This window comes from Demequina aurantiaca (assembly GCF_050598105.1).
Lineage (GTDB): Bacteria > Actinomycetota > Actinomycetes > Actinomycetales > Demequinaceae > Demequina > Demequina aurantiaca_A.
Genome location: NZ_CP192436.1, coordinates 2483536 through 2506831 on the forward strand (window position 1 = coordinate 2483536; position 23296 = coordinate 2506831).

The 23296-nt window shown below is 66.6% G+C and carries 22 protein-coding genes; 7 read left to right on the top strand and 15 right to left on the bottom strand.

The annotated features are described in order from the left end of the window. Positions 1 to 50: 50 nt before the first annotated feature. Entirely contained in the window at positions 51 to 1013 is a 963-nt protein-coding gene (locus tag ACQU6B_RS11320; protein WP_430867653.1) for a zinc-binding dehydrogenase, read from the top strand. Here the strand turns inward: ACQU6B_RS11320 and ACQU6B_RS11325 are convergent. From ACQU6B_RS11325 to ACQU6B_RS11360, 8 genes are read right to left on the bottom strand one after another with little or no spacing between them, the layout of a single operon-like run. Continuing rightward, on the bottom strand, positions 1010 to 2482 hold the full coding sequence (locus ACQU6B_RS11325) for an FGGY family carbohydrate kinase (RefSeq protein ID WP_430867654.1): 1473 nt from the start codon (positions 2480 to 2482) through the stop codon (positions 1010 to 1012). The two genes, ACQU6B_RS11320 and ACQU6B_RS11325, sit on opposite strands and share 4 nt — an antisense overlap. Positions 2483 to 2507: 25 nt before the next feature. Further along, entirely contained in the window at positions 2508 to 3314 is an 807-nt protein-coding gene (locus ACQU6B_RS11330; RefSeq protein WP_430867655.1) for a BtpA/SgcQ family protein, read from the bottom strand. Then, a complete protein-coding gene (locus tag ACQU6B_RS11335) occupies positions 3311 to 4114 on the bottom strand; it encodes a DeoR/GlpR family DNA-binding transcription regulator (protein ID WP_430867656.1) in 804 nt (267 codons plus the stop codon). The genes ACQU6B_RS11330 and ACQU6B_RS11335 overlap by 4 nt, the downstream gene beginning before the upstream one ends. Beyond that, positions 4111 to 5487, bottom strand: coding sequence for an amidohydrolase family protein (locus tag ACQU6B_RS11340; RefSeq protein WP_430867657.1), 1377 nt, complete (start codon positions 5485 to 5487; stop codon positions 4111 to 4113). The genes ACQU6B_RS11335 and ACQU6B_RS11340 overlap by 4 nt, the downstream gene beginning before the upstream one ends. Continuing rightward, positions 5484 to 7025 (bottom strand): ABC transporter ATP-binding protein, encoded by a 1542-nt coding sequence (locus tag ACQU6B_RS11345; RefSeq protein ID WP_430867658.1) that lies wholly within the window; start codon positions 7023 to 7025, stop codon positions 5484 to 5486. The genes ACQU6B_RS11340 and ACQU6B_RS11345 overlap by 4 nt, the downstream gene beginning before the upstream one ends. Positions 7026 to 7053: 28 nt before the next feature. Beyond that, complete coding sequence (locus ACQU6B_RS11350) at positions 7054 to 8154, bottom strand: BMP family ABC transporter substrate-binding protein (RefSeq protein WP_430867659.1); 1101 nt, start codon at positions 8152 to 8154, stop codon at positions 7054 to 7056. 36 nt (positions 8155 to 8190) lie between these two features. After that, a complete protein-coding gene (locus ACQU6B_RS11355; RefSeq protein WP_430867660.1) occupies positions 8191 to 9153 on the bottom strand; it encodes an ABC transporter permease in 963 nt (320 codons plus the stop codon). Beyond that, positions 9150 to 10346 (bottom strand): ABC transporter permease, encoded by a 1197-nt coding sequence (locus ACQU6B_RS11360; protein WP_430867661.1) that lies wholly within the window; start codon positions 10344 to 10346, stop codon positions 9150 to 9152. The genes ACQU6B_RS11355 and ACQU6B_RS11360 overlap by 4 nt, the downstream gene beginning before the upstream one ends. A gap of 116 nt (positions 10347 to 10462) precedes the next feature. On the opposite strand from ACQU6B_RS11360, the gene ACQU6B_RS11365 reads away from it, so the two are divergent. Then, positions 10463 to 12445 carry an ABC-F family ATP-binding cassette domain-containing protein gene (locus ACQU6B_RS11365; RefSeq protein WP_430867662.1) on the top strand — a complete coding sequence of 661 codons (1983 nt, stop codon included), beginning with the start codon at positions 10463 to 10465 and terminating at the stop codon, positions 12443 to 12445. Between the two features lie 107 nt (positions 12446 to 12552). Here the strand turns inward: ACQU6B_RS11365 and ACQU6B_RS11370 are convergent, their stop codons facing one another. Together ACQU6B_RS11370 and ACQU6B_RS11375 are read right to left on the bottom strand one after the other, a co-directional pair. After that, entirely contained in the window at positions 12553 to 13230 is a 678-nt protein-coding gene (locus tag ACQU6B_RS11370) for a glutamine amidotransferase-related protein (RefSeq protein ID WP_430867663.1), read from the bottom strand. Between the two features lie 128 nt (positions 13231 to 13358). Further along, positions 13359 to 14483, bottom strand: coding sequence for a GuaB3 family IMP dehydrogenase-related protein (locus ACQU6B_RS11375; RefSeq protein WP_430867664.1), 1125 nt, complete (start codon positions 14481 to 14483; stop codon positions 13359 to 13361). A 136-nt stretch (positions 14484 to 14619) separates the two neighbouring features. Between ACQU6B_RS11375 and ACQU6B_RS11380 the strand changes: the two genes are divergently transcribed. Together ACQU6B_RS11380 and ACQU6B_RS11385 are read left to right on the top strand one after the other, a co-directional pair. Then, complete coding sequence (locus tag ACQU6B_RS11380) at positions 14620 to 15333, top strand: exonuclease domain-containing protein (protein ID WP_430867665.1); 714 nt, start codon at positions 14620 to 14622, stop codon at positions 15331 to 15333. A 125-nt stretch (positions 15334 to 15458) separates the two neighbouring features. Continuing rightward, complete coding sequence (locus ACQU6B_RS11385) at positions 15459 to 16727, top strand: Glu/Leu/Phe/Val family dehydrogenase (RefSeq protein WP_430867666.1); 1269 nt, start codon at positions 15459 to 15461, stop codon at positions 16725 to 16727. Between the two features lie 13 nt (positions 16728 to 16740). Here ACQU6B_RS11385 and ACQU6B_RS11390 read toward each other — a convergent pair whose 3' ends face one another. Both ACQU6B_RS11390 and ACQU6B_RS11395 read right to left on the bottom strand, forming a co-directional pair. Further along, entirely contained in the window at positions 16741 to 17490 is a 750-nt protein-coding gene (locus tag ACQU6B_RS11390) for a TSUP family transporter (protein ID WP_430867667.1), read from the bottom strand. A gap of 112 nt (positions 17491 to 17602) precedes the next feature. Next, on the bottom strand, positions 17603 to 17959 hold the full coding sequence (locus tag ACQU6B_RS11395; protein ID WP_430867668.1) for a sulfur reduction protein DsrE: 357 nt from the start codon (positions 17957 to 17959) through the stop codon (positions 17603 to 17605). 79 nt (positions 17960 to 18038) lie between these two features. Between ACQU6B_RS11395 and ACQU6B_RS11400 the strand changes: the two genes are divergently transcribed. Continuing rightward, entirely contained in the window at positions 18039 to 18620 is a 582-nt protein-coding gene (locus ACQU6B_RS11400) for a TetR/AcrR family transcriptional regulator (RefSeq protein ID WP_430867669.1), read from the top strand. 60 nt (positions 18621 to 18680) lie between these two features. On the opposite strand, the gene ACQU6B_RS11405 is transcribed toward ACQU6B_RS11400, so the two are convergent. Together ACQU6B_RS11405 and guaB are read right to left on the bottom strand one after the other, a co-directional pair. Beyond that, entirely contained in the window at positions 18681 to 19364 is a 684-nt protein-coding gene (locus ACQU6B_RS11405; protein WP_430867670.1) for a GTP pyrophosphokinase, read from the bottom strand. 15 nt (positions 19365 to 19379) lie between these two features. Further along, a complete protein-coding gene (gene guaB, locus ACQU6B_RS11410) occupies positions 19380 to 20888 on the bottom strand; it encodes an IMP dehydrogenase (protein ID WP_430867671.1) in 1509 nt (502 codons plus the stop codon). 276 nt (positions 20889 to 21164) lie between these two features. Between guaB and ACQU6B_RS11415 the strand changes: the two genes are divergently transcribed. Further along, entirely contained in the window at positions 21165 to 21455 is a 291-nt protein-coding gene (locus ACQU6B_RS11415; protein WP_430867672.1) for a WhiB family transcriptional regulator, read from the top strand. Positions 21456 to 21599: 144 nt separating this feature from the next. Here ACQU6B_RS11415 and groES read toward each other — a convergent pair whose 3' ends face one another. Further along, positions 21600 to 21893: a co-chaperone GroES gene (gene groES / locus ACQU6B_RS11420; protein ID WP_430867673.1), complete on the bottom strand. Its 294-nt coding sequence runs from the start codon at positions 21891 to 21893 to the stop codon at positions 21600 to 21602. Between the two features lie 190 nt (positions 21894 to 22083). Between groES and ACQU6B_RS11425 the strand changes: the two genes are divergently transcribed. Then, positions 22084 to 23280 carry a THUMP-like domain-containing protein gene (locus ACQU6B_RS11425; RefSeq protein ID WP_430867674.1) on the top strand — a complete coding sequence of 399 codons (1197 nt, stop codon included), beginning with the start codon at positions 22084 to 22086 and terminating at the stop codon, positions 23278 to 23280. Positions 23281 to 23296: the final 16 nt, after the last annotated feature.

The window sequence follows — 23296 nt, forward strand, 5'->3', positions numbered from 1 at the left end:
CCGGCGAGGAGCGTCCCTATGGCGCCTCTCGCCGGTCGTATGCTGAGATTATGCTTGCCGCCTACGCCGCGCGCTTCAGCGCCGAAACTCCCGCCTCCGCACTAGACGTTGGCGAGCGCCCCGAGCCCGAGGCTCGCGAGAACTGGACCACGGTTGAGGTTCGCGCCGCGAGCGTGAATCACCACGACGTGTGGTCGCTGCAGGGCGTAGGCCTTGCCGCCAAGAGCCTGCCGATAATCCTGGGCACCGACGCCGCTGGGGTCGCCCCCGACGGCACCGAGGTGGTCATCCACTCCGTGATTGGCGCGGACGGCCATGGTGTGGGGCCTCGCGAGACGCGCTCCATGCTCTCGGAGCGCTACCAAGGAACCTTCGCTCAGCGCGTCAGCGTGCCGACAGCGAATCTCCTGGCCAAACCGGCCGAGCTGTCCTTCGAGGAGGCCTCGTGCCTCCCCACCGCCTGGCTCACCGCCTACCGAATGCTTTTTGTTGCCGCGGACCTGCGCCCGGGAAACAGCGTGCTGATTCAGGGCGCGGGCGGCGGGCTCTCGTCGGCCGCGATCGCGCTCGGCGCCGCCGCTGGCCTCGAGGTGTACGCCACCTCTCGCTCCGCGGACAAGCGCGAGCGGGCAATGGCACTGGGCGCCGCGGCCGTGTTTGAGCCCGGCGAGCGACTGCCAGCGCGTGTCGATGCGGTCATCGAGTCGGTAGGCAAGGCCACCTGGGCCCACTCGGTCTCCTCCGTGAAGGCCGGTGGCACCATCGCAGTGGCGGGGCTCACCACCGGTGACCCCGAGCCCGCCAACCTCACCCGCGTGTTCTTCCAGGAGATCCGCATCCAGGGAGTCACCATGGGTGCCCGCGAGGACCTCGCGGCGCTGCTGTCTTTCATGGCACGCACCGGCCTGCGACCGACGATCGACAGCGTGTTGCCGCTCGCCCAGGCTCGCGAAGCCGTGGCGCGCGTGGCGTCAGGGGAACACTTCGGCAAGGTCGTCCTCGCCGTCGACTAGCGGCGGGCCATCGCGCGCATCACGGCGGCATTCACCTCGCCGAGTTCACGCCACAACCCGTACGCCTCGTCATAGCGCGCGGTCAGTCGCGGATCAGGGTCGACCGGCTCCCCTTCGGTGACGTAGTCGCCGATTCGTTGCCAGCCGTCGACGCCACCGCCCGGCAGCGCGGCAGCGTACGCGGCACCGAAGGCCGCACCGGGGTGCCCCTGCAAGGTCCGCAACGGCTGACCCAGAACCGAGGCCAGGATCTGCTTCCAGAGCAGCGAGGTGGCGCCGCCATTAGTGACCGAGGCTCGCTCCATGGCGATCCCGCGGTCCGCGAAGACTTCGGCGTTGTGGCGAAACCCGAACGCGACTCCCTCTAGCGCGCCGCGGAAGATGTCGACGCGGTCATGGCCAAGGTGAAGGCCGGCCACCACGCCTCGCAGGTCGGGGTCGTTCACGGGGGACTTCTCCCCCAGGAAGTAAGGCAGGACGAAGACCTCGGCCGCCTGCCGGGTGGCCGCCTCGTCGTCCATCGCCGCGAGGTCGTCGCTACCGACGACGGACTGCACCCACCGCACCAGCGAACCGCTGGCGGCCATACAGCCGTTGGGCAGCCACAACCCGGGGGCCGCGTGCGTGTCCAAGTAGAACCGCGCATCGGTGATGGGCTCGCTAGTAACCGCGAGAATGTCCCCGGCTCCGCCGAGTTTCACCAGCCAATCTCCCGGGCTGGCCAGCCCCGCGCCCACGGCGGACAGGACGTGGTCAGCGCCGCCCACCACCAGTTTCACGGCGGTTGACAGCCCGGTACGGCTGGCGGCCTCAGGCGACAGCGTCCCAACCACTTCTCCCGCTCGGCGCACGGGGGCGAGCGCCCCGGCAGCCTTTGCGGCCTCGATGGCCGGCCCGTAGGCCTCGCCGTCCAAGGTGAAGAGGCCCGACTCCACCGCCCAATTCAGCTCGACGTGCGGCCGCGCGCCCAGAGACATCAGCAACCAGTCGTACGACCCGACGACGTGCCGAGTACGCGACCAAGCCTCCGGCTCGTGGCGACTGAGCCAACGCAGGGTGGGGGCCACCGACTGCTGGGTGACAGGCGAGCCCGTCGTCACCAGCGTCGCCTCCGGATCGAGCTCGCCGTGAATCTCCCGCACCTCGCGCCCGGCCCGCGCATCGTTCTGCAAGATTGCACGTCGCAACGGGGTGCCGTCGGCATCGGTCAGGACCACCGCGGGCACCATCCCGCTGGCGGCCACGGCGCCGATGCGACTCGCGCCAACCTCCTGGGCGAGCGCCGCCATCAGTGTCAGCGCATTCTCCCGCCACTGGAGGGGATCGGCCTCAGCCCATCCGGGGTTCTCGCTGCTCAGAACATTGGGCGCCGAGCCCTGAGCAATGATTCCCTCGCTCGGGTCGAACACCACCACCTTGACCCCGGTGGTGCCCACGTCAACACCGAGGGTGCAGTTTCCCGTCAACATAGCCGCGCCTCTAGGTGTCGCGGGGTCACGCGCGGGCAGCCTCAACGAATCGGAAGGCGCGGTCGCGGTCGACCTCGTTCCAGGTGTAACCATCCACCTTGAGCGACGATCCGACAATGCACCCGTCCGCGATCGTGAGCATCTTGGCGATACTGTCAGCGCGCGCGCCGGTGTTGAGCAGCACCGGGGCGGCTCCCGCTACAGCGTCAACGACCGACTGCAACGTGGAGGCGTCGGGCCCCTCGCCCGCCATGGGACCGGAGACCAGGATTGCGTCCGAGAGCGACGAGACCACTGTCGAACGCGCGGTGTCTGCGGGAGTCCGTTTGCCGATGGGTGAGGCGAATTCGGGGGTGACATTCATGAAGATTGCGATATCGCTCGCGTCGAGGCGTCGGCGTTCGCGCAGAACCGCTGCCGCGTCGGTCTGCCATAGACCCATGTCTGACTCCCAAACGCCAGTGACGACCTCGCGGATGAACGATGCCCCCGTCGCGACTGCCGCCGCCAGCGCGATCCTCGGGTCCCAGAGAAAGTCCACGCCGAAGGGAATGGTCTGGGGCCGGCACTCGGTGACGACCCTGGCCATCACCGCCGATGCCTCGGGCCCCGCCTTAAGCTCATAGGGGCGGTCATTCTCGTTGCAGAACATCACCGCATCGAAGCCAGCCTCGACGAGCAGCTCGACGTCACGTTGGACGTGGTCGACGAGCTTCTGCACTCCCCCGTCAGCGTCGTAGAGGGGGGTGCCTGGCAGCGCGGGCACGTGCGCCATGGCTATCAGCGGCTTGGCGGCGTTGGGGAAGATCGCAGAGAATTTGGAGGCGGTCATTGTTCATTTCCATTCAAGTAGGGAGGGTTGCCGTCGGAGACGGTGATGACAGATGCGCCGGCCTCACGGGCGGCGGCAAGGGTGGGATGGTCTGAGGAATCTGTGACGAGCATCGCGACCTGGTCCAGCGCAGCGACCGTCACGAGGAAGACTTGCCCGAGCTTGGTCGAGTCGGCACCCACGATCACTCGCGCCGAGCGCGCGACCGCGGCGCGCTTGATGCTCGCCTCTTGCGGGTGGTACTCAGTGAGGCCCTTCACGGGATCGACGCCGGCGACGCCGGCGACGAAGGTGTCACAGTTGTAGCGCGCGAGCATCTGCTCGGCATCGTGCCCGATGATGCTCAACTCGCCAGCGCGGACCTCACCGCCAAGAAGGATCACGCGCGTGCCGGGCTCGTCCGCGAGGGCTACCGCCACCTGGATAGAGGGGGTGAGGACGGTAAGCCCCAGGTCACGTCCCTGCAGCGCGTGCGCTACTGCGGCGACCGTAGAACCGGAGTCGAGGAACACCGTCTCACCGGGACGGAGCGCGTCCGCGATGGCGGCGCCGATGCGGTCCTTGGAGCCCACCTCGCGCCCTGCTCGCTGGCCGTACGGCGGCTCGAGGCCCATGCCACTCCCGGCGATTACTCCACCGAAGATCCGCCGGACCAGGCCCGCCTTCTCGAGGGCCTCCACATCGCGCCGGATCGTCATCTCGGACACTCCGAAGTCGGCGGCGAGCGAGGCAAAGGCCGCCTCGCCGTGCTCGGATACGATCTGCCCGATGCGGGTCCTTCGCTCGTCGACGTCCATCATTGGCCCCTTGCTCCGTTGCTTGCGCCCGCCTCCTCGGCGATTCGCGCAAGGAGGATGTCATAGTCGGCTTGCTGGCGTGACAGCGCGCTGGCGACGTCCAGGGTGAGGACCTCGCGCGCGGCCATGAGCCAACGTCCGGCCACCATGCTATGACTCACGGATGATCCGCTGGTGCCGTAAACCAATGCAGACTCCAGCGTCTGAGCGCCCACCGGGCCCCGCGCAATCTCGCTCACGGGAATCGCAATGAGGTCAGCCACCGCTCCTGCCACCAGCCGCCCGTCTGAGTCGTCGCCAGCGATAGCTCGCTGGCCTCCAACGGTCGCGATCTCGAGGATCTCGCGAGGCGAAACTTGGTTGGGGATCTTGGAGGTGAACGCGGCGAGCTTGCCCAGGGTGCGCATCTCCTCGAACATGTCGACATTGGTGTTGTTGCACACGTTGTCCGTGCCGAGCGCCACCGTGACCCCGTGGTCGAGCGCCTCGCGGACCGGCGCCGCGGACACACCTGACTGCATGGCCACCGACGGCACGACGGCCATCGCCGCGCGAGTACCCGCGAGCGCCGGAAGTTGCTCGACGGGCAACGAGGTGCAGTGAGCAAGGATTGTGGGAACGTCGAGCATCCCCATCTCGACCAACCGGTCGACGGCGGTGCCACCGCCGTTGGCCGCACACCAGTCGTCCTCCTCGGACGTGGTGGAAAAGTGGGCGTGCAGTCCTGCGCCAAGCCTCTTCGCGACGGCCAACTCGGTCAGCATCGCCTCGGGTTGGTTGTCCACGAAGAAGGCGTGAGGGCCGAGCCAGCCCCGCACCACATCGGACGCGCCCACCATGGACTCGGCGAACTTCTCCGCCGCCGCAAGCTCTCGCGAGCGCGCCTCGTCGTCGCCGAGCTCCACGATGCCCCAAGCCAACCGCGCCCGCATCCCGGACTCCAGCACCACGGGGGCGATCTCGTCGGCGTAAAAGTATTGGTCCGCGAAGGACGTGATCCCGTGACGAATGTAATCCGCGCACGACACGGCTACCGATGCGGGCACGAGTTCCGGGGTGAGGTGCGCCTCGCGAGTCCTCAGCACCTTCAGGAATCCCGCCATCGTGAGCAACGAGGTGCCCTCGGCGACCCCGCGCATCAGCGACATGGGGGTGTGGGCGTGGGCGTTTACCAACCCCGGCATCACCACGACCGCGCCGAGGTCCACCACGCCGGGGCCCGACGGACGCGCACCGGTGATCGCGCGGACCTGCTCGATGCGTCCGTCGAGGATGTCGATCGCGCCGGCGGACAGCACCGTGCCCTCGCCGTCGTTCACCCAAATATGGTCGGCCACAATGGTCCGGGTCTGAGTGTTACGTCCTATGGAGCTCATGCGGCTTCCTCTCCTCCGGCCATGATCTGGCCGATCGTCTCTCTCGTGACTTCATCGCGGGCGAAGGGTCCTACCAATCGGCCGTCGTACATGACGGCGATGCGGTCGCTCAGGGCGAGCACCTCATCGAGCTCCGCGGAGACCAGCAGGATTCCGCTGCCGTCCCGTCGGGCGTCAGACAGCACCGAGTGCACAAACTCGATGGAACCCACGTCGAGCCCACGGGTGGGTTGATTCGCGATCACCACGCGTGGGGACCCGCTCAACTCCCGCCCGATGACAACCTTCTGGAGGTTGCCTCCCGACAGTGACCGGACGGCGTTGGTTGGCGAACCACCTCTGACCTCGTAATCGTCGATGGTGCGCTTGGCGAAACGCCGACGGTTGGCGCGCCGGATCACGCCGCGGCGGCTGTACTCGGGGTCCTTGAAGTGAGTAGAGACCGCGTTCTCCTCGAGGGTGGCGTCAAGATTGAGGCCCACGTGCATGCGGTCGGAGGCGATATGCGCCAGTCCCGCGGCGCGCACCTCGCCGGGATTACGCCCCGTCGTGTCGCGTCCGCAGACCTTGATGCGCCCCGACTCCGGTCGGGACAGGCCCGCTATCGCGTCGACTAGCTCGTCCTGGCCGTTGCCGTCGACACCGGCGATGCCGATCACTTCTCCGGCGTGCAACTCGAAGCCGATGTCGGCTAGACCAGATCCTCCTTGCGCGGTCGCGGGCTGGGAAACGGCCTCGACCGCGAGCACGACTTCTCCTGCGGGCTTGTCAGCTAGCTTGGTCTCCAAGAGCACTTCGCGACCCACCATCAGGCGGGCGAGTTCAGCGTTGGACGCCTCTCCGGCACGCACCTGCCCCACTATCCGGCCGCGCCGCATCACTACGATCCGGTCCGCGATGGCCTGCACCTCAGGGAGCTTGTGGGAGATGAACACGACGGACCTGCCCTGGGCGGCAATCGTGTGCACCATCTCGATGAGTTCCTCAGCCTCCGCCGGCGTAAGTACCGCCGTGGGTTCGTCAAGGATCAGCAGCTGCGCGTCGGCCGCCAGCGCCTTCAATATCTCGACGCGCTGTCGCGCGCCCACGGGAAGATCCTTCACCGGAGATCGAGCGTCCAGCCTCATGCCCGAATCCTCGATGAGCTGTTGCACCATCTTCACGGCGGTCGCGTCGTCGTAGAAGCCGCGGCGGGAAGGCTCCCGTCCCAGCAGCACGTTTTGGGCCACCGTAAAGCCCGGGACCAGCGCGAAGTGCTGCTGAACCATGCCCAGGCCCGCGTCGATCGCGTCCTGTTGGCTGCGTATCTTGACGGGCTGACCGTCAACAAAGATCTCCCCGGCATCCGGCTCGTGTACGCCGAAGAGCAGGTGCATGAGCGTCGATTTCCCGGTGCCGTTCTCGCCAATCAGCGCAACGACTTCACCGGGCGCCACCTCAAGCGAGACGTCCGCGACCGCGAGCACTCCCGATGCCGCGAAGTACTTCCGCATGCCGCGGAACTCGAGTCGCGGCGCCTCGCCTGAGGTGGTTGTCATGATGTGTCTCTCGTTCCTGACCTGTTGCCTAGCCGGCCAGTCCGAGCTCGACGCAGGACTCGCTCGACGCATCGTTCAGGGCGTCGCACACCAGGATCTCGCCGCTGACGATCTGCTCCTGAAGTGCCGTGATCTCATCGGTCAGCGCGGGGACCTGCGAGGCCAACGCCTCGGGTCCGTTGTCGGCGAATGTCGTCGAGCCCGCGAGCCAGCTCAGGCCCGAGAATCCGTCGTCGATGCCCGCCTGGACGAATCCGGACGTGAACTGGTCGTTGAGCGCCGACTCGATCAGCGCGTAGGTCGTGACGTCGACGCGCTTCATCACCGAGGCGATGACCGTTCCGGGTGCGTCCCCGTCCTGGTTCAGGTCGACGCCGATGGCGTAGTTTCCGGTGTCCTCCGCGGCCTTGAACACGCCCTGGCCGGACAGTCCCGCGACGGCGAAGACGATGTCCGCGCCTCCCTGGAACAGACCGAGTGCGGCCTCCTGTCCCACTGCGGGGTCCCCGAACTCGCCGTTCAGGTAGGTCGGGGTGACCTCACATTCGGGGCACGCGTCGAGCACGCCCTGCTTGTAGCCGTAGTAGAACTGGTTCAGACCCGGGTTGTCGATGCCCAGCACGGCGCCTACCTGACCGGTCTCGGTCAGGCTTCCGGCGGCGTAGCCACCCAGGTAACTCGCGTCCTGCATGTTGATCGAGTAGGCCTGGACGTTGTCAGGAAGTTCGCCTACGTAGATGTCGCTCGGAACGCCGAACAGCTGGTCGGGGTTCTCCGCGGCCACCGCCAGCAGCGACTCCGGGTCGAGCCCCGGCGCGATGATGATGTCGGGCTGCGTGGCTACGGTCGAACGCAGCACGCTCTCCTGCTGCGACACCGATTCCGCCTCAACGACGGCGCCGGAGACGCCGAGTTCGGCCTCCGCCAGCGTGGCACCCGTGATGGCGGAGTCGATGAACGAGCCATCGCCGGCCGCGCCGGGCGTGACCAGCGCGTAGGTGAAGTCCACGGATGCGGATTCTGAAGAGGGGCTCGACTCAGTGGAGTCGGAAGCGCTGGAACAGCCGGCGACCAGGGCGAGCGTCGCTGCGCCCGCGAGGGCACCGAATAGTTTTGGTGATGTTTTCATGATGGTTCTCCTTGTCGGGTTAATGCCGGGGACTTGCTAGGGGGTCACTCCGCTCTTGGCTGGAGGCGATTTGGAGCGCCAGCGGATTCGACTGGAACGCCGCCATAGTTGGAGCAGCGACTGTCGAGAGCTGCTGCGCACCCCGACCAGGATTAGCGCCACTAGCGCGGCTCCCTGCGGGATGAACTGGGTCACGCTGCCGGGGACGCCGAACTCCTGGAGCCGGATCGACGCGGAGGCCGCGAATCCGAAGACCATCGCGGCGGGGGCGATGTACGCCGCAACATTGACCGCGAGCAAAGCCGCGGTGATGCCGATCCAACCTCGGTCGGAGCTCATGTTGCGCGTGAACAGGCCCAGGTCTCCCACGGAAAGGTAGGCACCGCCCAGGCCCGCGATCGCGCCAGCCACCACCAGCGTCCGCAGCTGCGTCCGCTTGACGCTGATTCCCGCGCTAGCGGCCGCGGCGGGAGCATCCCCCACCGCAATCAGGTGCCGACCCATCCGGGTGCGCAGGAACATGGCCACCGCAAAGGAGGCGAAGAAGGCGCCGTACACGAGAATGTTCATGCCGTTGAGGACCCGGCCTATGAACGGCAGGCTCGACAGCACCGGGATCTCGATCGCGCTCAGCGTCTCGATATCGGGGTTGTACGTTCCCACGCCGTCCAGGAAGGCCCGCATGAAGAACACGGTCGCCTGCAGCATCAGCATGTTGAGGCCGATGGCCAGCACCACCAGGTCAACGCCCAGCCGGTCCGCCATCGCCATGACCCAGCCGATGCCTGCGCCGAAGGCCGCCGCGGCGAGGATTCCGACGACGATGTTGCCTGTCGCCGCGGTCACCAGGATGGCGACGAACGCCCCGCCTAGCACCTTGGCTTCAATCGCCAGATTCAGGATGCCAACACGGGCGGAGAGCATCGAAGCCACTGCCGCGAAGAGGATCGGCGCGGTCAGCCGCAGCCCGGAGTTCATGAAATCTGCCCACCACATCATCGACGGGCCTCCGTTCGGGTGTGGTTTGGATCAGTGGAGTCCGGCGGAGCGTTGGGATCCGGCGGCGCCCAGGTCACGAGCGCGTCGGCTCGGCCCTCGTCGATCAGCTGATTCGCCCGCCGTCGGTCCCGCCATCGTTCGATGCGAGTGAGGACGGGCTGCTGCGCCGCGACGAAAACGATCATGAGCGCGAGCACCGTCGAGCCGATCTCCCGCGGCACGCCCATCTGGATCTGCAGTCCGTTGACGGCGCCCACCGTGATGCCTGCGTAGAGGGTGCCGGCGATCCCCGCACCAATGGCGCTGACGCCACCGAGGATGGCGGCCGTCAGGCCGATGAAGCCCGTCCCGTCGCTGAACCCTTCGATCACGCGGTAGTTCACACCGAGTACTTGGACCCCGCCGCCCAATCCCGCGAGCGCCCCACCAATCAGTCCCGCACGGATGACAGCCTTCTTGGGCGCCATGCCCGAGTAGCGGGCGAAGAGGTTCGCCCCGCCGCTCATCCGCTGCTCAAAACCAGCGGTGGTGCGGTTGAGGTGGAACCAGACTGCGGCACAGGCAATGATCGCGAGCCCGAATCCGAGCCCAAACTTTGTTGACGTGTCCCAAACAGGCAGCCTGGCGCTCTCCGATATGGATGGGGTGTAGCCCACCGAGGAGGCCTCGGCACGTAGCGGGTAGTTGACCAAGAAGTTCAGCAGTAGGCCCGCCATGGCGTTGAGCACGATGGACACGATGAGCTCGTTGACGCCGAGGAACACGCGCAGTACAGCGGGGATAAGGCCCCACAGCGCCCCGGCAAGCGCCGATGCGGCGAGGGCCAGGATGGGGTGGATTCCGCCTGGCACATCGAGCCACACGCCCACAACCGCCGCGGCGAGCCCGCCCAGCGCGTATTGGCCCTCCTGGCCAATAGAGAACAGCCCGGCGCGCAGCACCACCACTGCGCCCAGGGCGCAGAAGATGATCGGGGAGGCCAGGCTGAGGGTCGAGCCCAGGTTGCAGTACTCGGGTCCGCAGCTAAAACCAGCATCGATCACGATGCGGGCAGCTTCGAGCGGGGACTCCCCGAGTGAGGCGATCGCGACCGCGCCGACTAGCAGGGCGACGGCCACCGCGAGCAACGGCATGCCGACGCGGCGCGCCGCCTTATCAACATGCTCTCGGGTCAAGTGGATCATGTGGATCATGTGAAGGATTCTCACGGATCGTTGTTACGGATTCACGCAGGTCGCGTTACGGCCATGTAAATCCTTAGACCGGGCACGCAGTTCTGACCCCCACCCAACGCAACTACCCTTAAGCCATGGCTCACCTCTTAGGCGCGGAAGCGCTTCACCTTGATTTTGGCATGGGCACCGTGCTCGACTCCGTGTCCCTCGGACTCGACGACGGCAACCGGATCGGCGTCGTGGGAAGCAACGGCGCAGGCAAGTCCTCGCTCATGAAGCTGCTTGCAGGCCGCCTCGAGCCACACGGCGGCCGCGTCACCATCTCGCGCGGTGCGCGCGTGGGCGTCCTCGACCAGTCCGACCACGTCGACACCTCGCTGTCCGTCCTCGAGGCGATCGTGGGCGACGGGGCCGAGACCTACGAGTGGGCCTCAGACCCGCGCATCCGAGACATCATGGCCGGCCTGGTGCCGGACCTACCCGGCGACTCGATCGTAGGAAACCTGTCCGGCGGCCAGCAGCGCCGCGTCGCGCTGGCACACGTGCTGGTAGGCGAACACGACGTCATCTTCCTCGACGAGCCCACTAACCACCTGGACGTCGAGGGCGTGGTGTGGCTCGCCGAGCACCTCAAGCGCCGCTGGGCCTCCACCAAGGGCGCGCTCATGGTGGTGACTCACGACCGCTGGTTCCTGGACGAGATCTGCACCGACACGTGGGAGGTCCACGACGGCGAGGTGGAGCAGTACGAGGGCGGCTACGCCGCGTACGTGCTGCAGCGCGTCGAGCGCGACCGGATCTCCAATGCGACCGAGTCCAAGCGTCAGAACCTGATGCGCAAGGAGCTCGCGTGGCTGCGCCGCGGGGCGCCGGCCCGTACCGCCAAGCCCAAGTTCCGCATCGACGCGGCGAACGAGCTCATCGCCGACGTCCCCCCGATTCGCGACAAGGTACAGCTGGCGCGCATGGCGGCTTCGCGCCTCGGCAAGGACGTCGTCAACCTGATCCGCTGCTCCGTGACCTATGGCGAGGGCGAGAGCGCCAAGGACGTCCTGCGCGACGTGAGCTGGAACATCGGTCCCGGCGAGCGCACCGGGATCCTGGGCGAGAACGGTGCGGGCAAGTCCACGCTGCTCAAGCTCATCACCGGCGAGATGGAGCCCACGGGAGGCCGCGTCAAGACCGGCATCACCGTGCGGGTTCAGGCACTCTCGCAGCAGCTGTCCGAGCTCGACGAATTCGAGAACGAACGAGTCAGCGCGGTCGTCAAGCGCTACTCAGCGGTTGAGCTCTCCGACGGCACCGAGATGTCACCCAAGCAGCTACTCGAGCGCCTCGGCTTCACGGCTGTGCAGCTCAAGACGCAGGTGCGCAAGCTCTCGGGTGGCCAGCGCCGCCGCCTGCAGCTGCTGATGATTCTGCTCGACGCGCCCAACGTGCTGGTGCTCGACGAGCCCACCAACGACCTCGACACTGACATGCTCGCGGCGATGGAGGACCTCCTCGACGCCTGGCCCGGCACCCTGATCGTGGTCAGTCACGACCGGTACTTGATGGAGCGCGTGACTGACCAGCAGTACGCGGTAGTCGACGGCGGCCTGCAGCACCTTCCCGGCGGGATCGACGAGTACGTGCGCCTGTCGCGCGAGCGCCGCACCAAGACCGGCGGAGTCGGTTCGTTCGGCGGCCAGGCGGGCACCACCCACCTGCCCGACGTGTTGGCCGGCGCCGACGCGAAGCTGGCGGCGGCATCGGGCGCAAGTGCGAGCGACGATCGCGAGCGCAAGCGCACCCGGTCGGGCGACGCCGCCTCGGCGAACGCGCCCGCACCCTCGGCCGACTCGGCTCATTCCAGGGCAGCATTCGTACCGGCGAAGCCCGCCGCGTCCGCGTTGAGCGGCTCCGAGCACCGCGTCGCGACCAAGGAACTGGCCAGCGTCGAGCGGCGCATGGCCAAGCTCGCCGGACTCATGCAGACCATCCACACGGACATGGCAACCCACGACCAGTCGGACTACGACGGACTCACCTCGCTGACCAAGAAGCTCCGCGAGTACGAGGCGGAGACGAGCAAGCTTGAGGAATCTTGGCTGGCGCTGTCCGAGTTGCTGACCTAGGCCAAGGCTCGCTCACCCCTACGTCCGCACCGTAAATCGCACTTGCGCTCGCGCGCTCGTGCGTGAGCGGGCGCGGGTACGGCCGTTTTACGGTGCGGACGTAGCGGCTAGAGCGAGCGCAGGTATTCGCGGATGAAGAGGATTCCCGCGATCGTCGCCGCGTCTGCGGCAGCCGCGGTCTGCGCACGGAACTCGTTGATGTCTCGGCCAAGCCCGCGCAGCTCGACGAAGTTTCCCAGCAGCCAGCGTTCGAACCGCTCGGGGTCCACCTCCGGGTGGAATTGGATGCCGAAGCCACTGCCGACCACGAAGGCCTGGCACGCCGTCACGTCGGTCGAGGCGAGCAGCTCCTGACCCGGAGGAGCGGTGATGGTGTCGCCGTGCCACTGCAGGACGGGGACGCCCTCGATGTGGCGCAGGGGCGTCGACATCCCGGCCGGGTTCACGTCGATGATCCCCCACCCGAGTTCGAGTTCGCCGGGCTTGACCGTCCACCCCAGCGCATGCGCGATGAGCTGTGCCCCAAGGCACACGCCAAGCACCGGCAGTCCCGCGTCGAGGCGGTCGCGGATCAGCCGCGTCTCCTCCTCGATGGTCGGGAAGAGGTCCGCGTCACCCACGCCGATGGGCCCGCCGAGCACCACGACGAGGTCGGCGTCGCGCACGGGCGACAGGTCATCCTCGCCCGCGTCGACGTACGTGACGGAGTACCCGTGGGCGCGGATCTCCGCCTCCCAGTGGCCAAGGTCCTCGAACTCGACGTGGCGCAGCGCTACACATTTCATGCGCTGAGTCTAGGGTCACCGCGATGACGGATACGTTTCGGGTTCCCGGCTACTCCGTCGCCGCTGATCCAGGGATCAGTAGTCCGCGGATAGCCGCGCAGTTAGACCCAACCGCAGCGCCCTCGTGCCTACTGAGCCTGATACGGGCTGATGACCACGTCGACGCGCTGGAATTCCTTGAGATCCGAGTAGCCGGTGGTGGCCATCGACCGGCGCAGCGCGCCCATCATGTTGGTGGTGCCGTCCGCGCGCGTTCCGGGGCCGAACAGCAGCTCGTGCAGGGTGCCCACGGTGCCGACGTGCACGCGCTCGCCACGGGGCAGCTCCGAGTGGTGGGCCTCCGGGCCCCAGTGGTAGCCGCCACCAGGTGCCTCTGAGGCGCGAGCCAAGGCGGCGCCGACCATGATGGCGTCTGCCCCGCAGGCGAACGCCTTGACCATGTCGCCCGAGTGTCCTAGTCCGCCATCCGCGATGACGTGAACGTAGCGCCCACCGGACTCGTCCAAGTAGTCCCGTCGAGCGGCGGCGACGTCTGCAACCGCGGTTGCCAGCGGCGCGTGAATTCCCAGCGAGGTGCGCGTGGTGTGCGCGGCTCCTCCGCCGAAGCCGACCAGTACGCCGGCGGCGCCGGTACGCATGAGGTGGAGCGCGGCCTGGTAAGTGGCCGCCCCGCCCACAATCACCGGCACGTCGAGGTCGTAAATAAACTTCTTGAGGTTCAGGGGCTCGGCGTCCGACGAGACGTGCTCCGCGCTCACGGTGGTGCCCCGAATGAAGAACAGGTCGACGCCCGCCTTGAGCACGGTCTCGTAGTGCTCCTGGGTGCGCTGCGGGCTGAGCGAGCCAGCCACGGTGACGCCGGCCGCACGGATCTCCTGCAGTCGAGCGGTAATCAGCTCGTCCTTAATGGGCTCCGAGTAAATCTCCTGCATGCGCGCGGTGACGTTGGCGTCGTCCAACTGGGCGATCTCTGCCAGGAGCGACGTCGGGTCCTCGTACCGCGTCCACAGACCCTCAAGGTCCAGGACGCCGAGCCCGCCGTTGTTGCCCAGCGCGATCGCGGACGCGGGAGACATCACCGAGTCCATGGGCGCCGCAATCACCGGAATGGTGAATTGGAACGCGTCGATCTGCCAGTTAAGAGTCACGTCCTTGGGGTCGCGGGTCCGTCGCGACGGCACCACCGCGATGTCGTCGAACGAGTACGCGCGTCGCCCGCGCTTGCCTTGGCCAATTTCGATTTCGTTGCTCACCCGCACAGCCTACCGGCACCGGCAGACAGTCGTGCGGGGCCGTTCGTTCGTGTGCCGGTCGCTGGCCGCCGATGCGCGGCCGATGCCAGCGTCGCGCCTCGCGCCGGGTGTCAGTATCGGGTGGCAGAGTGGAGGCATGACTTGGCTTGAGCAGACCATGGTGGGGTTCGATACCGAAACCACCGGCGTATCCACCTCCAACGACCGCATCGTGACCGCCGCGGTGATCACCCGCACGGGGTCCGGGGCGAGCGCGTCCGTTGACGCACGCACCTGGCTCATCAACCCCGGAGTGCCGATCCCCGTCGGGGCGACGGCCGTCCACGGCATCACCGATGCCATGGTCCAGGCGGAGGGACAGTCCCCGGCCGATGCCCTCGAGGAGATCGCGTCGATCCTCGCCGGCGCCCTGAGTGCCGGCTTCCCGGTCGTGGCGTTCAACGCCCAGTTCGACGTCTCCATTCTGGAAGCGGAACTCGCACGCCACGGACTACCGTCACTGGCCTCGCGGCTCGCGACAGACGACATCCGGCCCGTCGTCGACCCGCTCGTCCTGGACCGCCACCTCGACCGTTGGCGCAGGGGCAAGCGCAAGCTCGTCAACATGTGCGAGACCTACGGAGTTCCGGTGGTCGCCGACGACCTCCACGCGGCCGACGCCGACGTGCTCGCGACGCTCGACGTGATTCAGGCGATCGCCGTGCGCTACCCCAAGCTCGGCGAGGTCGCCCTCACCGATCTCCACGACCAGCAGGTCGAGGCTCACCGTAAGTGGGCCACCGAGTTCTCAGCGTGGCTCACCTCCAAGGGCACCGTCGACGATCTTCCCTCTCCGTCATGGCCGGTCTGACTCGTCAAATCTGAGACCGTTACCGCAGCCTAAAGACCTGGCTAATACCTCACCCAACGCATGACAAAGGGGTTAGTGTCGAGGGGTACGGGGATACCTGCCGAACGCAACACGATGAGGTGCTGATGAACGCGCAAGAACTGCCACTTGAATACACCAGCCCGCTAACCGATGCGCTCGCGCAGTTGGCGAGCACCGTCGAACACCTGGGCCTGAGCAGCGGAGTTCACGCGATGCTCGCGCAGCCGCGCCGGGAGTTGATGGTGAGCGTGCCGCTGCGTCGCGACGACGGGTCCGTAGCGGTGTATTCCGGCTACCGCGTGCAACACAACTTCTCGCGCGGCCCAGCCAAGGGCGGCCTGCGCTACAGCCCGGCGGTCGACATTGACGAGGTCCGCGCGCTCGCCATGTGGATGACCTGGAAGTGCGCGCTCGTGGATGTGCCCTACGGCGGCGCCAAGGGCGGCATCGCGATCGACCCCCGCACGCACAGCCAGGCGGAACTAGAGCGCGTCACACGTCGGTATACCTCCGAGATACTGCCCATCATTGGGCCGGAGACGGACATCCCCGCGCCCGACATGGGGACCAACGAACAGACCATGGCCTGGATCATGGATACCTACTCGTCCGCCAAGGGCCACACCGTGCCGGGTGTGGTCACCGGCAAGCCGATCAGCCTCGGGGGCTCGCTCGGGCGCGCCAGCGCTACCTCGCGCGGCGTCTCACACATCGCGCTCCTGGCTTTGGCCAGCCGCGGCCTCGACCCCAGCGCCGCATCGGCCGCGGTCCAGGGCTTCGGCAAGGTCGGCCGCGACGCGGCCCGCTTCATGTCCGAGGCGGGAGTCGCGGTCAGGGCCATCAGCGACGTGGACGGCGCCATCTTCAACGCCGACGGCATCAACATCACCGCACTCTCCGCTCACGTCGACGCGACCGGCAGTGTCAGCGGCTTCGCGGGCGCTGAGGAGCTCGATCCGAAGGATGTGCTGACTGCCGACGTCGACCTGGTCATCCCCGCGGCGCTGGAGGGCGTCATCACCGCCGACAATGCGGACGACATCAGGGCGGCGATCGTGGTCGAGGGCGCGAACGGGCCCACGACGAACGAGGCCGACCAGATCCTCAATGACCGCGGAATACTCGTGGTTCCCGACATCCTTGCGAACGCGGGAGGCGTGGTGGTGTCCTACTTCGAGTGGGTGCAGGCCAACCAGGCCTACCAGTGGCGCGAGTCCGAGGTGAACGAGCGCCTCGAGGAGCGAATGTCGCGGGCTTGGCACTCGGTCATCGCGTACGCGGGCGCCCACGGGCTGACCTACCGGCAGGCGGCCACGGCGCTCTCGGTGCAACGAGTAGTCGAGGCACACGAACTTCGCGGCCTCTACCCCTGACCCCGGGTGCCCGCTAGGCCGTGAGCACGCGAATCAGCATGCCGATCGAGACCACGACGATCAGCACGCGCAGCACCAGTGGGTTGACCCTGAACAGTACGTGCGAGCCGATGTAGGCGCCAATGAGTTGGCCGACGATCATGACCCCTCCCACGATCCACAGCATCTGGCCAGCAAACGCGAAGATCAGCAGCGCCGCCACGTTGGTAGCGAAGTTCAGCGTCTTGGCGATCGCGGTGGACTGCACGAGCGGCTTGGCGCGAAGAGCGACGCCGCTGAGCGCGAAGAGCGATCCGGTCCCCGGACCAAAGGCTCCGTCGTAAGCGCCGATGGCCGGAACCACCGAGGCCTCGTAGGCCGGGTCCGACATGCGCGGCTTGGGCGGCGGCAGGTGCGACTTCGGCACAAAGAGGAAGTACGCGGCAACAAGGGCGAGCACGATGGGGATGATCACCAGGAGCGAGTCGGCGTCGATGAACTGTACCGCGATCGCACCTGCTGCCGACCCGAGGAACGCCCACAGCATCGGCCACCGCACGTCACGCCAATGCACGCGCTTCTTACGTATCACCTGATAGGTGGCCATGCCGGTGCCGAAGGCGCCCTGCAGTTTATTGGTGCCGAGCGTCTGCAGCGGCGGAATGCCCGCGAGCAGCAGCGCCGGGACCGTGAGCAGCCCGCCACCGCCGGCCAACGTGTCTAGGAACCCCGCCGCGAGCGCGACGAGCGCCAATACCGCCAGAGCCTGCCAGGTGAGTTCCACGCGCCCTACTCTGCCAGCCCGCCAGCCACACCGGGGACACTCGGCTCGGAGACAGCGAAACGCCCGCCGTGCCCGCCGCGAGAATGCGAGGGCAGGGCGGGCGTGGACCGTTTTAGTAGGTCAGGATCTGGTAGCCCTCAAGCATCAGCTTGCGGGTGCTGGCCTCACCGTTGTCGTCGGCGAGGAGCGTGAAGCCTGCGTCGGCGATTTCGGACTCGACCTTGTGCGACTTCGCGCAGAAGCCGCAAGCCCCGGTGATGTTGTCGGCGAGGGCGACGGCAAGGGCGTTCATCGGGTTCTCGGGGTTGGAAATCGCGGCGAGGGTCTCGGCGCCGGAGCCGTCGAACTGGACGACCACGTCGTCACCCGCGGTCTTGAACTCGAGCGCGGTCTTGAGAGCGCGGTACACGCGGGCGCTATCACCGGTGATGGGTTCGTAGATGACAACTGCAACCTTGAACTGCGACATAACTACTCCTTCTCTGTCCGCCCTCTGGATTAGACGGAACCGTCTAGTCAGATTAGACAGATTCGTCTAGGATGTCAATATGAACGCTGCAAACACGAATGCGCCCCTCAAATCCGCGGATCGGCTGCTCGCGACGGCGACCGAGTTGTTCTACGCAAACGGCATCAACGCGACCGGTATCGATACCGTGATCGCCGAATCGGGCGCCACCAAGGGCAGCATGTACCACCACTTTCACAACAAGGACGGCCTGGTCGCGGCGTACCTACGCGGAGAGTCCGAGTCCTGGCACGTCGCGGCGAAGTTAGTCGACGAGCCCACCTTGAGCGCGACCGCGCGGGTCACGCTGATGTTCACCATTCCGTCGAGCGCGATCGCGGCGGGATCGTTCCACGGGTGCCCGTTCACGAACGCGATGGTCGAGCGACCCCAGGACACGGCGATCGGCGAGATCGTTAGTGACTACCGACGCACCATGGCGGAGCACGTGGGCGGCCTCATTGGGTCAGATCCGACGGACCCGATTGTGGCCCAGTTGATGGTGCTCTACGACGGCGGCGTGACGGGCGCGAAGCAGACCCGCAACGCAGAGCCCGTCCACGTCGCGAGCGCGATGGCACAGGACCTGGTGCGCGCCTGGGCAGCGTCAGGTCGCGCGTAGGAGCCTCGGACGGGAGTTGATGCCCGGTGCCAATGCCGCTCCGAGGCACCCAGACGGGCACTACTCATCGTCCGCCGGCGGCGCTAGCGCGCGGACTTCCGAATGGATGCGCGCCATCTTTTCGTCGAGCCGGCTTGCCGTCGCAGCCGCCTCCGTCAGTTCTTTAAGCAGGTGCGCGGGAATCTCGCGCCCGTACTTGTAGTAAATCTTGTGCTCAAGGCTCGCCCAAAAATCCATCGCGACGGTGCGAATTTGCAGCTCGACATACATGTCCTCGACCGAGCCGGACAGGAAGATCGGAACCGTCACGACGAGGTGCAGACTCTTGTAACCGTTCGGCTTCGGGTGCGCAATATAATCCTTGACCTCGACCACCGTAATGTCGGCCTGTGCCGCCAACATGTCCGCCACCGCATACGCGTCCGAAACGAAGCTGCATACTACGCGGACGCCAGCGATGTCTCGCATCGAGGCCCCGATAGCCTCCGGCGTGTACTCGATGCCTCTGAGCCGGGCCTTCGCGACAATGCTATCGACGGACTTGAGGCGCGACTTCAGATGCTCAATGGGGCTGTAGTCGTGAAGATACTCAAACTCTTGCTTGAGGATATTGAGTTTGGTCTCGATCTCATTTATCGCAAAACGATAGTTCAGCATGAAGCTCGGAAAGACCTCCCCGAACTGCTGCAGAGCGACGACCGTCTCGTCGTCCCGCTCAAATACGCCCGTCGGCTCCCTCATCATGATGGCAAGTCGCTTCTACTTGCCGGAGTAGTTGGGCGCCTCGACCGTGATCTGGACGTCGTGGGGGTGGCTCTCCTTGAGCCCGGCGGGGGTGATGCGCACAAACTTGCCCCGCTCGCGCAGCTCGGGAATGGTGCGCGCACCGACGTAGAACATCGACTGGCCCAACCCACCGACCAGCTGACGGCCAACATTCTCGACCGAGCCCTTGAACGGCACGCGACCCTCGATGCCCTCGGGGATGATGTCATCGTCGCTGGGAGCATCGGACTGGAAGTAGCGGTCCTTTGAGTAGCTGACACGGCCACGCGAGGCCATCGCCCCCATCGAACCCATCCCGCGGTAACTCTTGAACTGCTTGCCATTGACGAGCACCAGGTCGCCGGGCGCCTCGGCGCAGCCGGCGAACAGCGAGCCCAGCATCACCGACTCCGCGCCCGCGACGAGCGCCTTGGCGATGTCGCCGGAGAACTGGAGTCCGCCATCGGCGATCACCGGCACTCCCGCGGGGCCAGCGGCCTTGAATGCCTCGTAGACGGCCGTCACCTGCGGGACTCCGACCCCGGCGACCACGCGCGTGGTGCAGATGGAGCCCGGTCCAACGCCGACCTTGACGGCGTCAACTCCGGCATCGACGAGCGCCTGGGCGCCCTCGCGGGTGGCGACGTTGCCACCAATCACCTGCACATGGCTCGTGGCCGGGTCGGACTTGAGTCGCTGAATCATGTCAATCATTGCCTGCGCGTGGCCGTGCGCGGTGTCCACCACGAGCGCGTCTACGCCGGCGTCGACGAGCGCGGTGGCGCGCTCCCACGCGTCGCCGAAGAATCCGACCGCGGCGGCGACCCGAAGTCGGCCCTCCGCATCCTTGGTGGCCTTGGGGTACTTCTCGGTCTTCACGAAGTCTTTGACAGTGATGAGGCCAGTCAGGCGTCCCTCACCGTTGACGAGCGGCAGCTTCTCGACCTTGTGCTTGGCGAGAATCTCCGCCGCCTGATCGTTGCCGATGCCCTCCGGGCCGGTGACCAACGGCATGGGCGTCATGATTTCGCGCACACGCAGCGAGGCGAAATCTCCCGAGTTGACGAACCGCAGGTCGCGGTTGGTGATGATACCCAGGAGCGTGTTCGCGTCGTCGACCACGGGCAGTCCCGACACGCGGTACTTGCTGCACAGCTCATCCAACTCCAGCAGAGTGGCGTCCGGGCCCACGGTCACGGGGTCGGTAATCATGCCCGACTCTGACCGCTTAACGATCTGCACCTGGTGGGCCTGGTCCTCGATGGACAGGTTGCGGTGCAGCACCCCGATGCCGCCAAGTCGCGCCATAGCTATTGCCATCCTCGACTCAGTCACAGTGTCCATCGCCGCGCTAAGCAGCGGAACCCGGAGCGAGATACCTCGCGTCAGCCGAGTCGTCGTGTCGACTTGGGAGGGGATCACATCGCTCTGCCCCGGGAGCAGGAGCACGTCGTCGTAGGTGAGTCCAGTTTGGCCAAAGGGGTCATGCAATTCGGTCGACATTGGTCAAGTCTACGGGTCGGCACGGGCCCTCCAACACGTCGTCCCACTATCCACTCGAGCGCGGCACATCGCGCCTGGGTGCCCCCCAATATGGGGGCTAGCCAAGGCAAGCAGGTAGGAGTAGAAAGAGAGGTAGCACGCGCCTGACGGCCAGGGGGTTGACTGGTCGGTTTGTCCGAATTAGGTTGAATGTACGAGTACGTTGAGTTTACGAACGCGGTGCTCAGGTCAAGGGTGACCAGGGGCCGGCCCGAAGAGACGCCATAGGGGGCACAGATGGATACGGTCGCAAAGTTACCGGCACCTACGCAGGACCAGTGGGAATGGCAGTACAACGGTGCTTGCCGGGAAGCGGACACGGACCTGTTTTTCCACCCGGAAGGCGAGCGAGGCGCAGCGCGTCGGCGTCGCGCCGAAGCCGCGAAGCGCTACTGCGAGAGGTGCCCGGTTCTGGACCTGTGCCGCGAGCGCTCGCTGGACGCACGCGAGCCCTTCGGGGTCTGGGGCGGACTGAGCGAGGACGAGCGTCACGCAATTCTGTCCGGGCGCCTCAAGAAAGCAAGCTAGCCGACACGGCCCGGCCGCAGAGTTTCCGCGGTCGTAGCCGCGCACTGTCTGACAAACACGAAGGCCCCGGAGCGTATGCTCCGGGGCCTTCGTGTCGCCTCGCGGAGAAGTAGGGCCTAGGCCCTGCCCCACCGCGTGCGGTTACTAGTTAACGACTGCGAGCAGGTCGCGCGCGGAGAGGATTAGGTAGTCCTCGCCGGCGTACTTGATCTCGGTTCCGCCGTACTTGCTGTAAATCACCTTGTCGCCAACGGTGACATCCACGGGAACGCGGTTGCCATTGTCGTCAATGCGACCCGGTCCCACTGCCACGACTTCGCCCTCCTGGGGCTTCTCCTTGGCAGTGTCCGGGATGACGAGTCCAGAAGCGGTGGTCTTCTCGGCAGCTGCCGACTTCACCACAACCTTGTCCTCAAGAGGCTTGATAGAGACCGACATAGCGGACCTCACCTTCCATCGAGTTGTAATCAGAACGTATGAAGCACGAACTGCCCATGACCCGCCGTCGCGGGGGTCAGGCCATCGGCACATTTCGCGCGTCCCTTGCGAGACGTTCCAAATTTAGCACTCTCATACGTCGAGTGCTAACTGTTCGCACGGTCTTCGCTGAGCGTGAAACGATGACCACATGGACCCCTCAACCGCGCGGCTGGTTACTAGCGCCGACGGACTGTCGCTGATCGACTCGCTCCCTCCGTACTCGGAGCCTGACGCCCTCTCGCTCGGCGCCGGGCTACGCAAGGCAGGGGCGGACGGCCAGAGCGTCGCGGCGGCGATGACTCAGTCGCGCCTCAGGGCTGCGGCGCGCTCGAAGTTCGGCGAGTTCGCCGACGGGATGCTCTTCACGCAAGACGGCCTCGAGCAGGCGACGCGTCTGTCCGTCGCCGCGCTCCACGCCACGCGCTTCCGGGAGGCGGGCTGCACGCGTATCGCCGACCTGACCGCGGGCATCGGCGCCGATGCGATGGCCGCCTCAGCTCTGGGCCTGCCCGTGGTCGCGTTCGAGTTGGACGAGGCCACCGCGCTCATCGCCGACCACAACCTGAGGCACTGGCCCGAAACCCAGGTGGTGCATGCGGATTCGATCAAGACGCTGAACGCCCCGGGCGCTGTCGCGGCGCTCGGCATCGACGGCATCTTCGCGGACCCGGCGCGGCGCAATGCGCGCGGCAGACGCCATGATCCCAAGGACTACTCCCCGGCCCTCGACGCGGTCCTCGCGCTGCGCGAGATGGTGCCGGAGCTCGGCGTCAAGGTCGGCCCCGCCATCGATCACGACGCGATTCCCACGGACGTCGAGGCGCAGTGGGTGAGCGTCGACGGCTCCGTGGTCGAGGCCTCGCTGTGGAGCGGCAAGCTCGCTCGCTTCATTGGGCACACCGCGCTGGTGATTTCCGATGGCCAGGCGCACCACCTCGAGGGCACGACCGATCGCGCGCCGGAAGGCGCCCTTGCGGAGTACATCTACGAGCCCGACGGTGCCGTGATCCGCTCGGGCCTGGTGGGCGAGGTCGCCGCCACGATCGGCGCGCACCTGGTCGACCCCTCGATCGCCTACCTCACGTGCGACTCGGAGATGGCGACGCCGTTCGCCCGCGGTTATCGGGTGCTCGACTCGCTGCCGTATTCGGTCAAGCGCCTGGCGTCCGCGCTGCACGCACGCGAGGTTGGCATCGTCGATATCAAGAAGCGCGGGATCGACATCACTCCCGAGCGGCTGCGGCCACAGCTGAAGCTGCGCGGCGACGCCCATGCCATGGTCATCCTGACGCGCATCGCGGGTCGCCACCAGGCGCTCATCGTGGAGCCCCTCGACCGCCACTGAGCTCGTTGGTCCTCAG

Excerpts from the sequence above, each read along its gene's own strand:
- ACQU6B_RS11320 (WP_430867653.1), top strand. The coding sequence starts at position 51 with ATGCTTGCCGCCTACGCCGCGCGCTTCAGCGCCGAAACTCCCGCCTCC.
- ACQU6B_RS11325 (WP_430867654.1), bottom strand. The coding sequence starts at position 2,482 with ATGTTGACGGGAAACTGCACCCTCGGTGTTGACGTGGGCACCACCGGG.
- ACQU6B_RS11330 (WP_430867655.1), bottom strand. The coding sequence starts at position 3,314 with ATGACCGCCTCCAAATTCTCTGCGATCTTCCCCAACGCCGCCAAGCCG.
- ACQU6B_RS11335 (WP_430867656.1), bottom strand. The coding sequence starts at position 4,114 with ATGATGGACGTCGACGAGCGAAGGACCCGCATCGGGCAGATCGTATCC.
- ACQU6B_RS11340 (WP_430867657.1), bottom strand. The coding sequence starts at position 5,487 with ATGAGCTCCATAGGACGTAACACTCAGACCCGGACCATTGTGGCCGAC.
- ACQU6B_RS11345 (WP_430867658.1), bottom strand. The coding sequence starts at position 7,025 with ATGACAACCACCTCAGGCGAGGCGCCGCGACTCGAGTTCCGCGGCATG.
- ACQU6B_RS11350 (WP_430867659.1), bottom strand. The coding sequence starts at position 8,154 with ATGAAAACATCACCAAAACTATTCGGTGCCCTCGCGGGCGCAGCGACG.
- ACQU6B_RS11355 (WP_430867660.1), bottom strand. The coding sequence starts at position 9,153 with ATGATGTGGTGGGCAGATTTCATGAACTCCGGGCTGCGGCTGACCGCG.
- ACQU6B_RS11360 (WP_430867661.1), bottom strand. The coding sequence starts at position 10,346 with ATGATCCACATGATCCACTTGACCCGAGAGCATGTTGATAAGGCGGCG.
- ACQU6B_RS11365 (WP_430867662.1), top strand. The coding sequence starts at position 10,463 with ATGGCTCACCTCTTAGGCGCGGAAGCGCTTCACCTTGATTTTGGCATG.
- ACQU6B_RS11370 (WP_430867663.1), bottom strand. The coding sequence starts at position 13,230 with ATGAAATGTGTAGCGCTGCGCCACGTCGAGTTCGAGGACCTTGGCCAC.
- ACQU6B_RS11380 (WP_430867665.1), top strand. The coding sequence starts at position 14,620 with ATGACTTGGCTTGAGCAGACCATGGTGGGGTTCGATACCGAAACCACC.
- ACQU6B_RS11385 (WP_430867666.1), top strand. The coding sequence starts at position 15,459 with ATGAACGCGCAAGAACTGCCACTTGAATACACCAGCCCGCTAACCGAT.
- ACQU6B_RS11395 (WP_430867668.1), bottom strand. The coding sequence starts at position 17,959 with ATGTCGCAGTTCAAGGTTGCAGTTGTCATCTACGAACCCATCACCGGT.
- ACQU6B_RS11400 (WP_430867669.1), top strand. The coding sequence starts at position 18,039 with ATGAACGCTGCAAACACGAATGCGCCCCTCAAATCCGCGGATCGGCTG.
- ACQU6B_RS11405 (WP_430867670.1), bottom strand. The coding sequence starts at position 19,364 with ATGATGAGGGAGCCGACGGGCGTATTTGAGCGGGACGACGAGACGGTC.
- guaB (WP_430867671.1), bottom strand. The coding sequence starts at position 20,888 with ATGTCGACCGAATTGCATGACCCCTTTGGCCAAACTGGACTCACCTAC.
- ACQU6B_RS11415 (WP_430867672.1), top strand. The coding sequence starts at position 21,165 with ATGGATACGGTCGCAAAGTTACCGGCACCTACGCAGGACCAGTGGGAA.
- groES (WP_430867673.1), bottom strand. The coding sequence starts at position 21,893 with ATGTCGGTCTCTATCAAGCCTCTTGAGGACAAGGTTGTGGTGAAGTCG.
- ACQU6B_RS11425 (WP_430867674.1), top strand. The coding sequence starts at position 22,084 with ATGGACCCCTCAACCGCGCGGCTGGTTACTAGCGCCGACGGACTGTCG.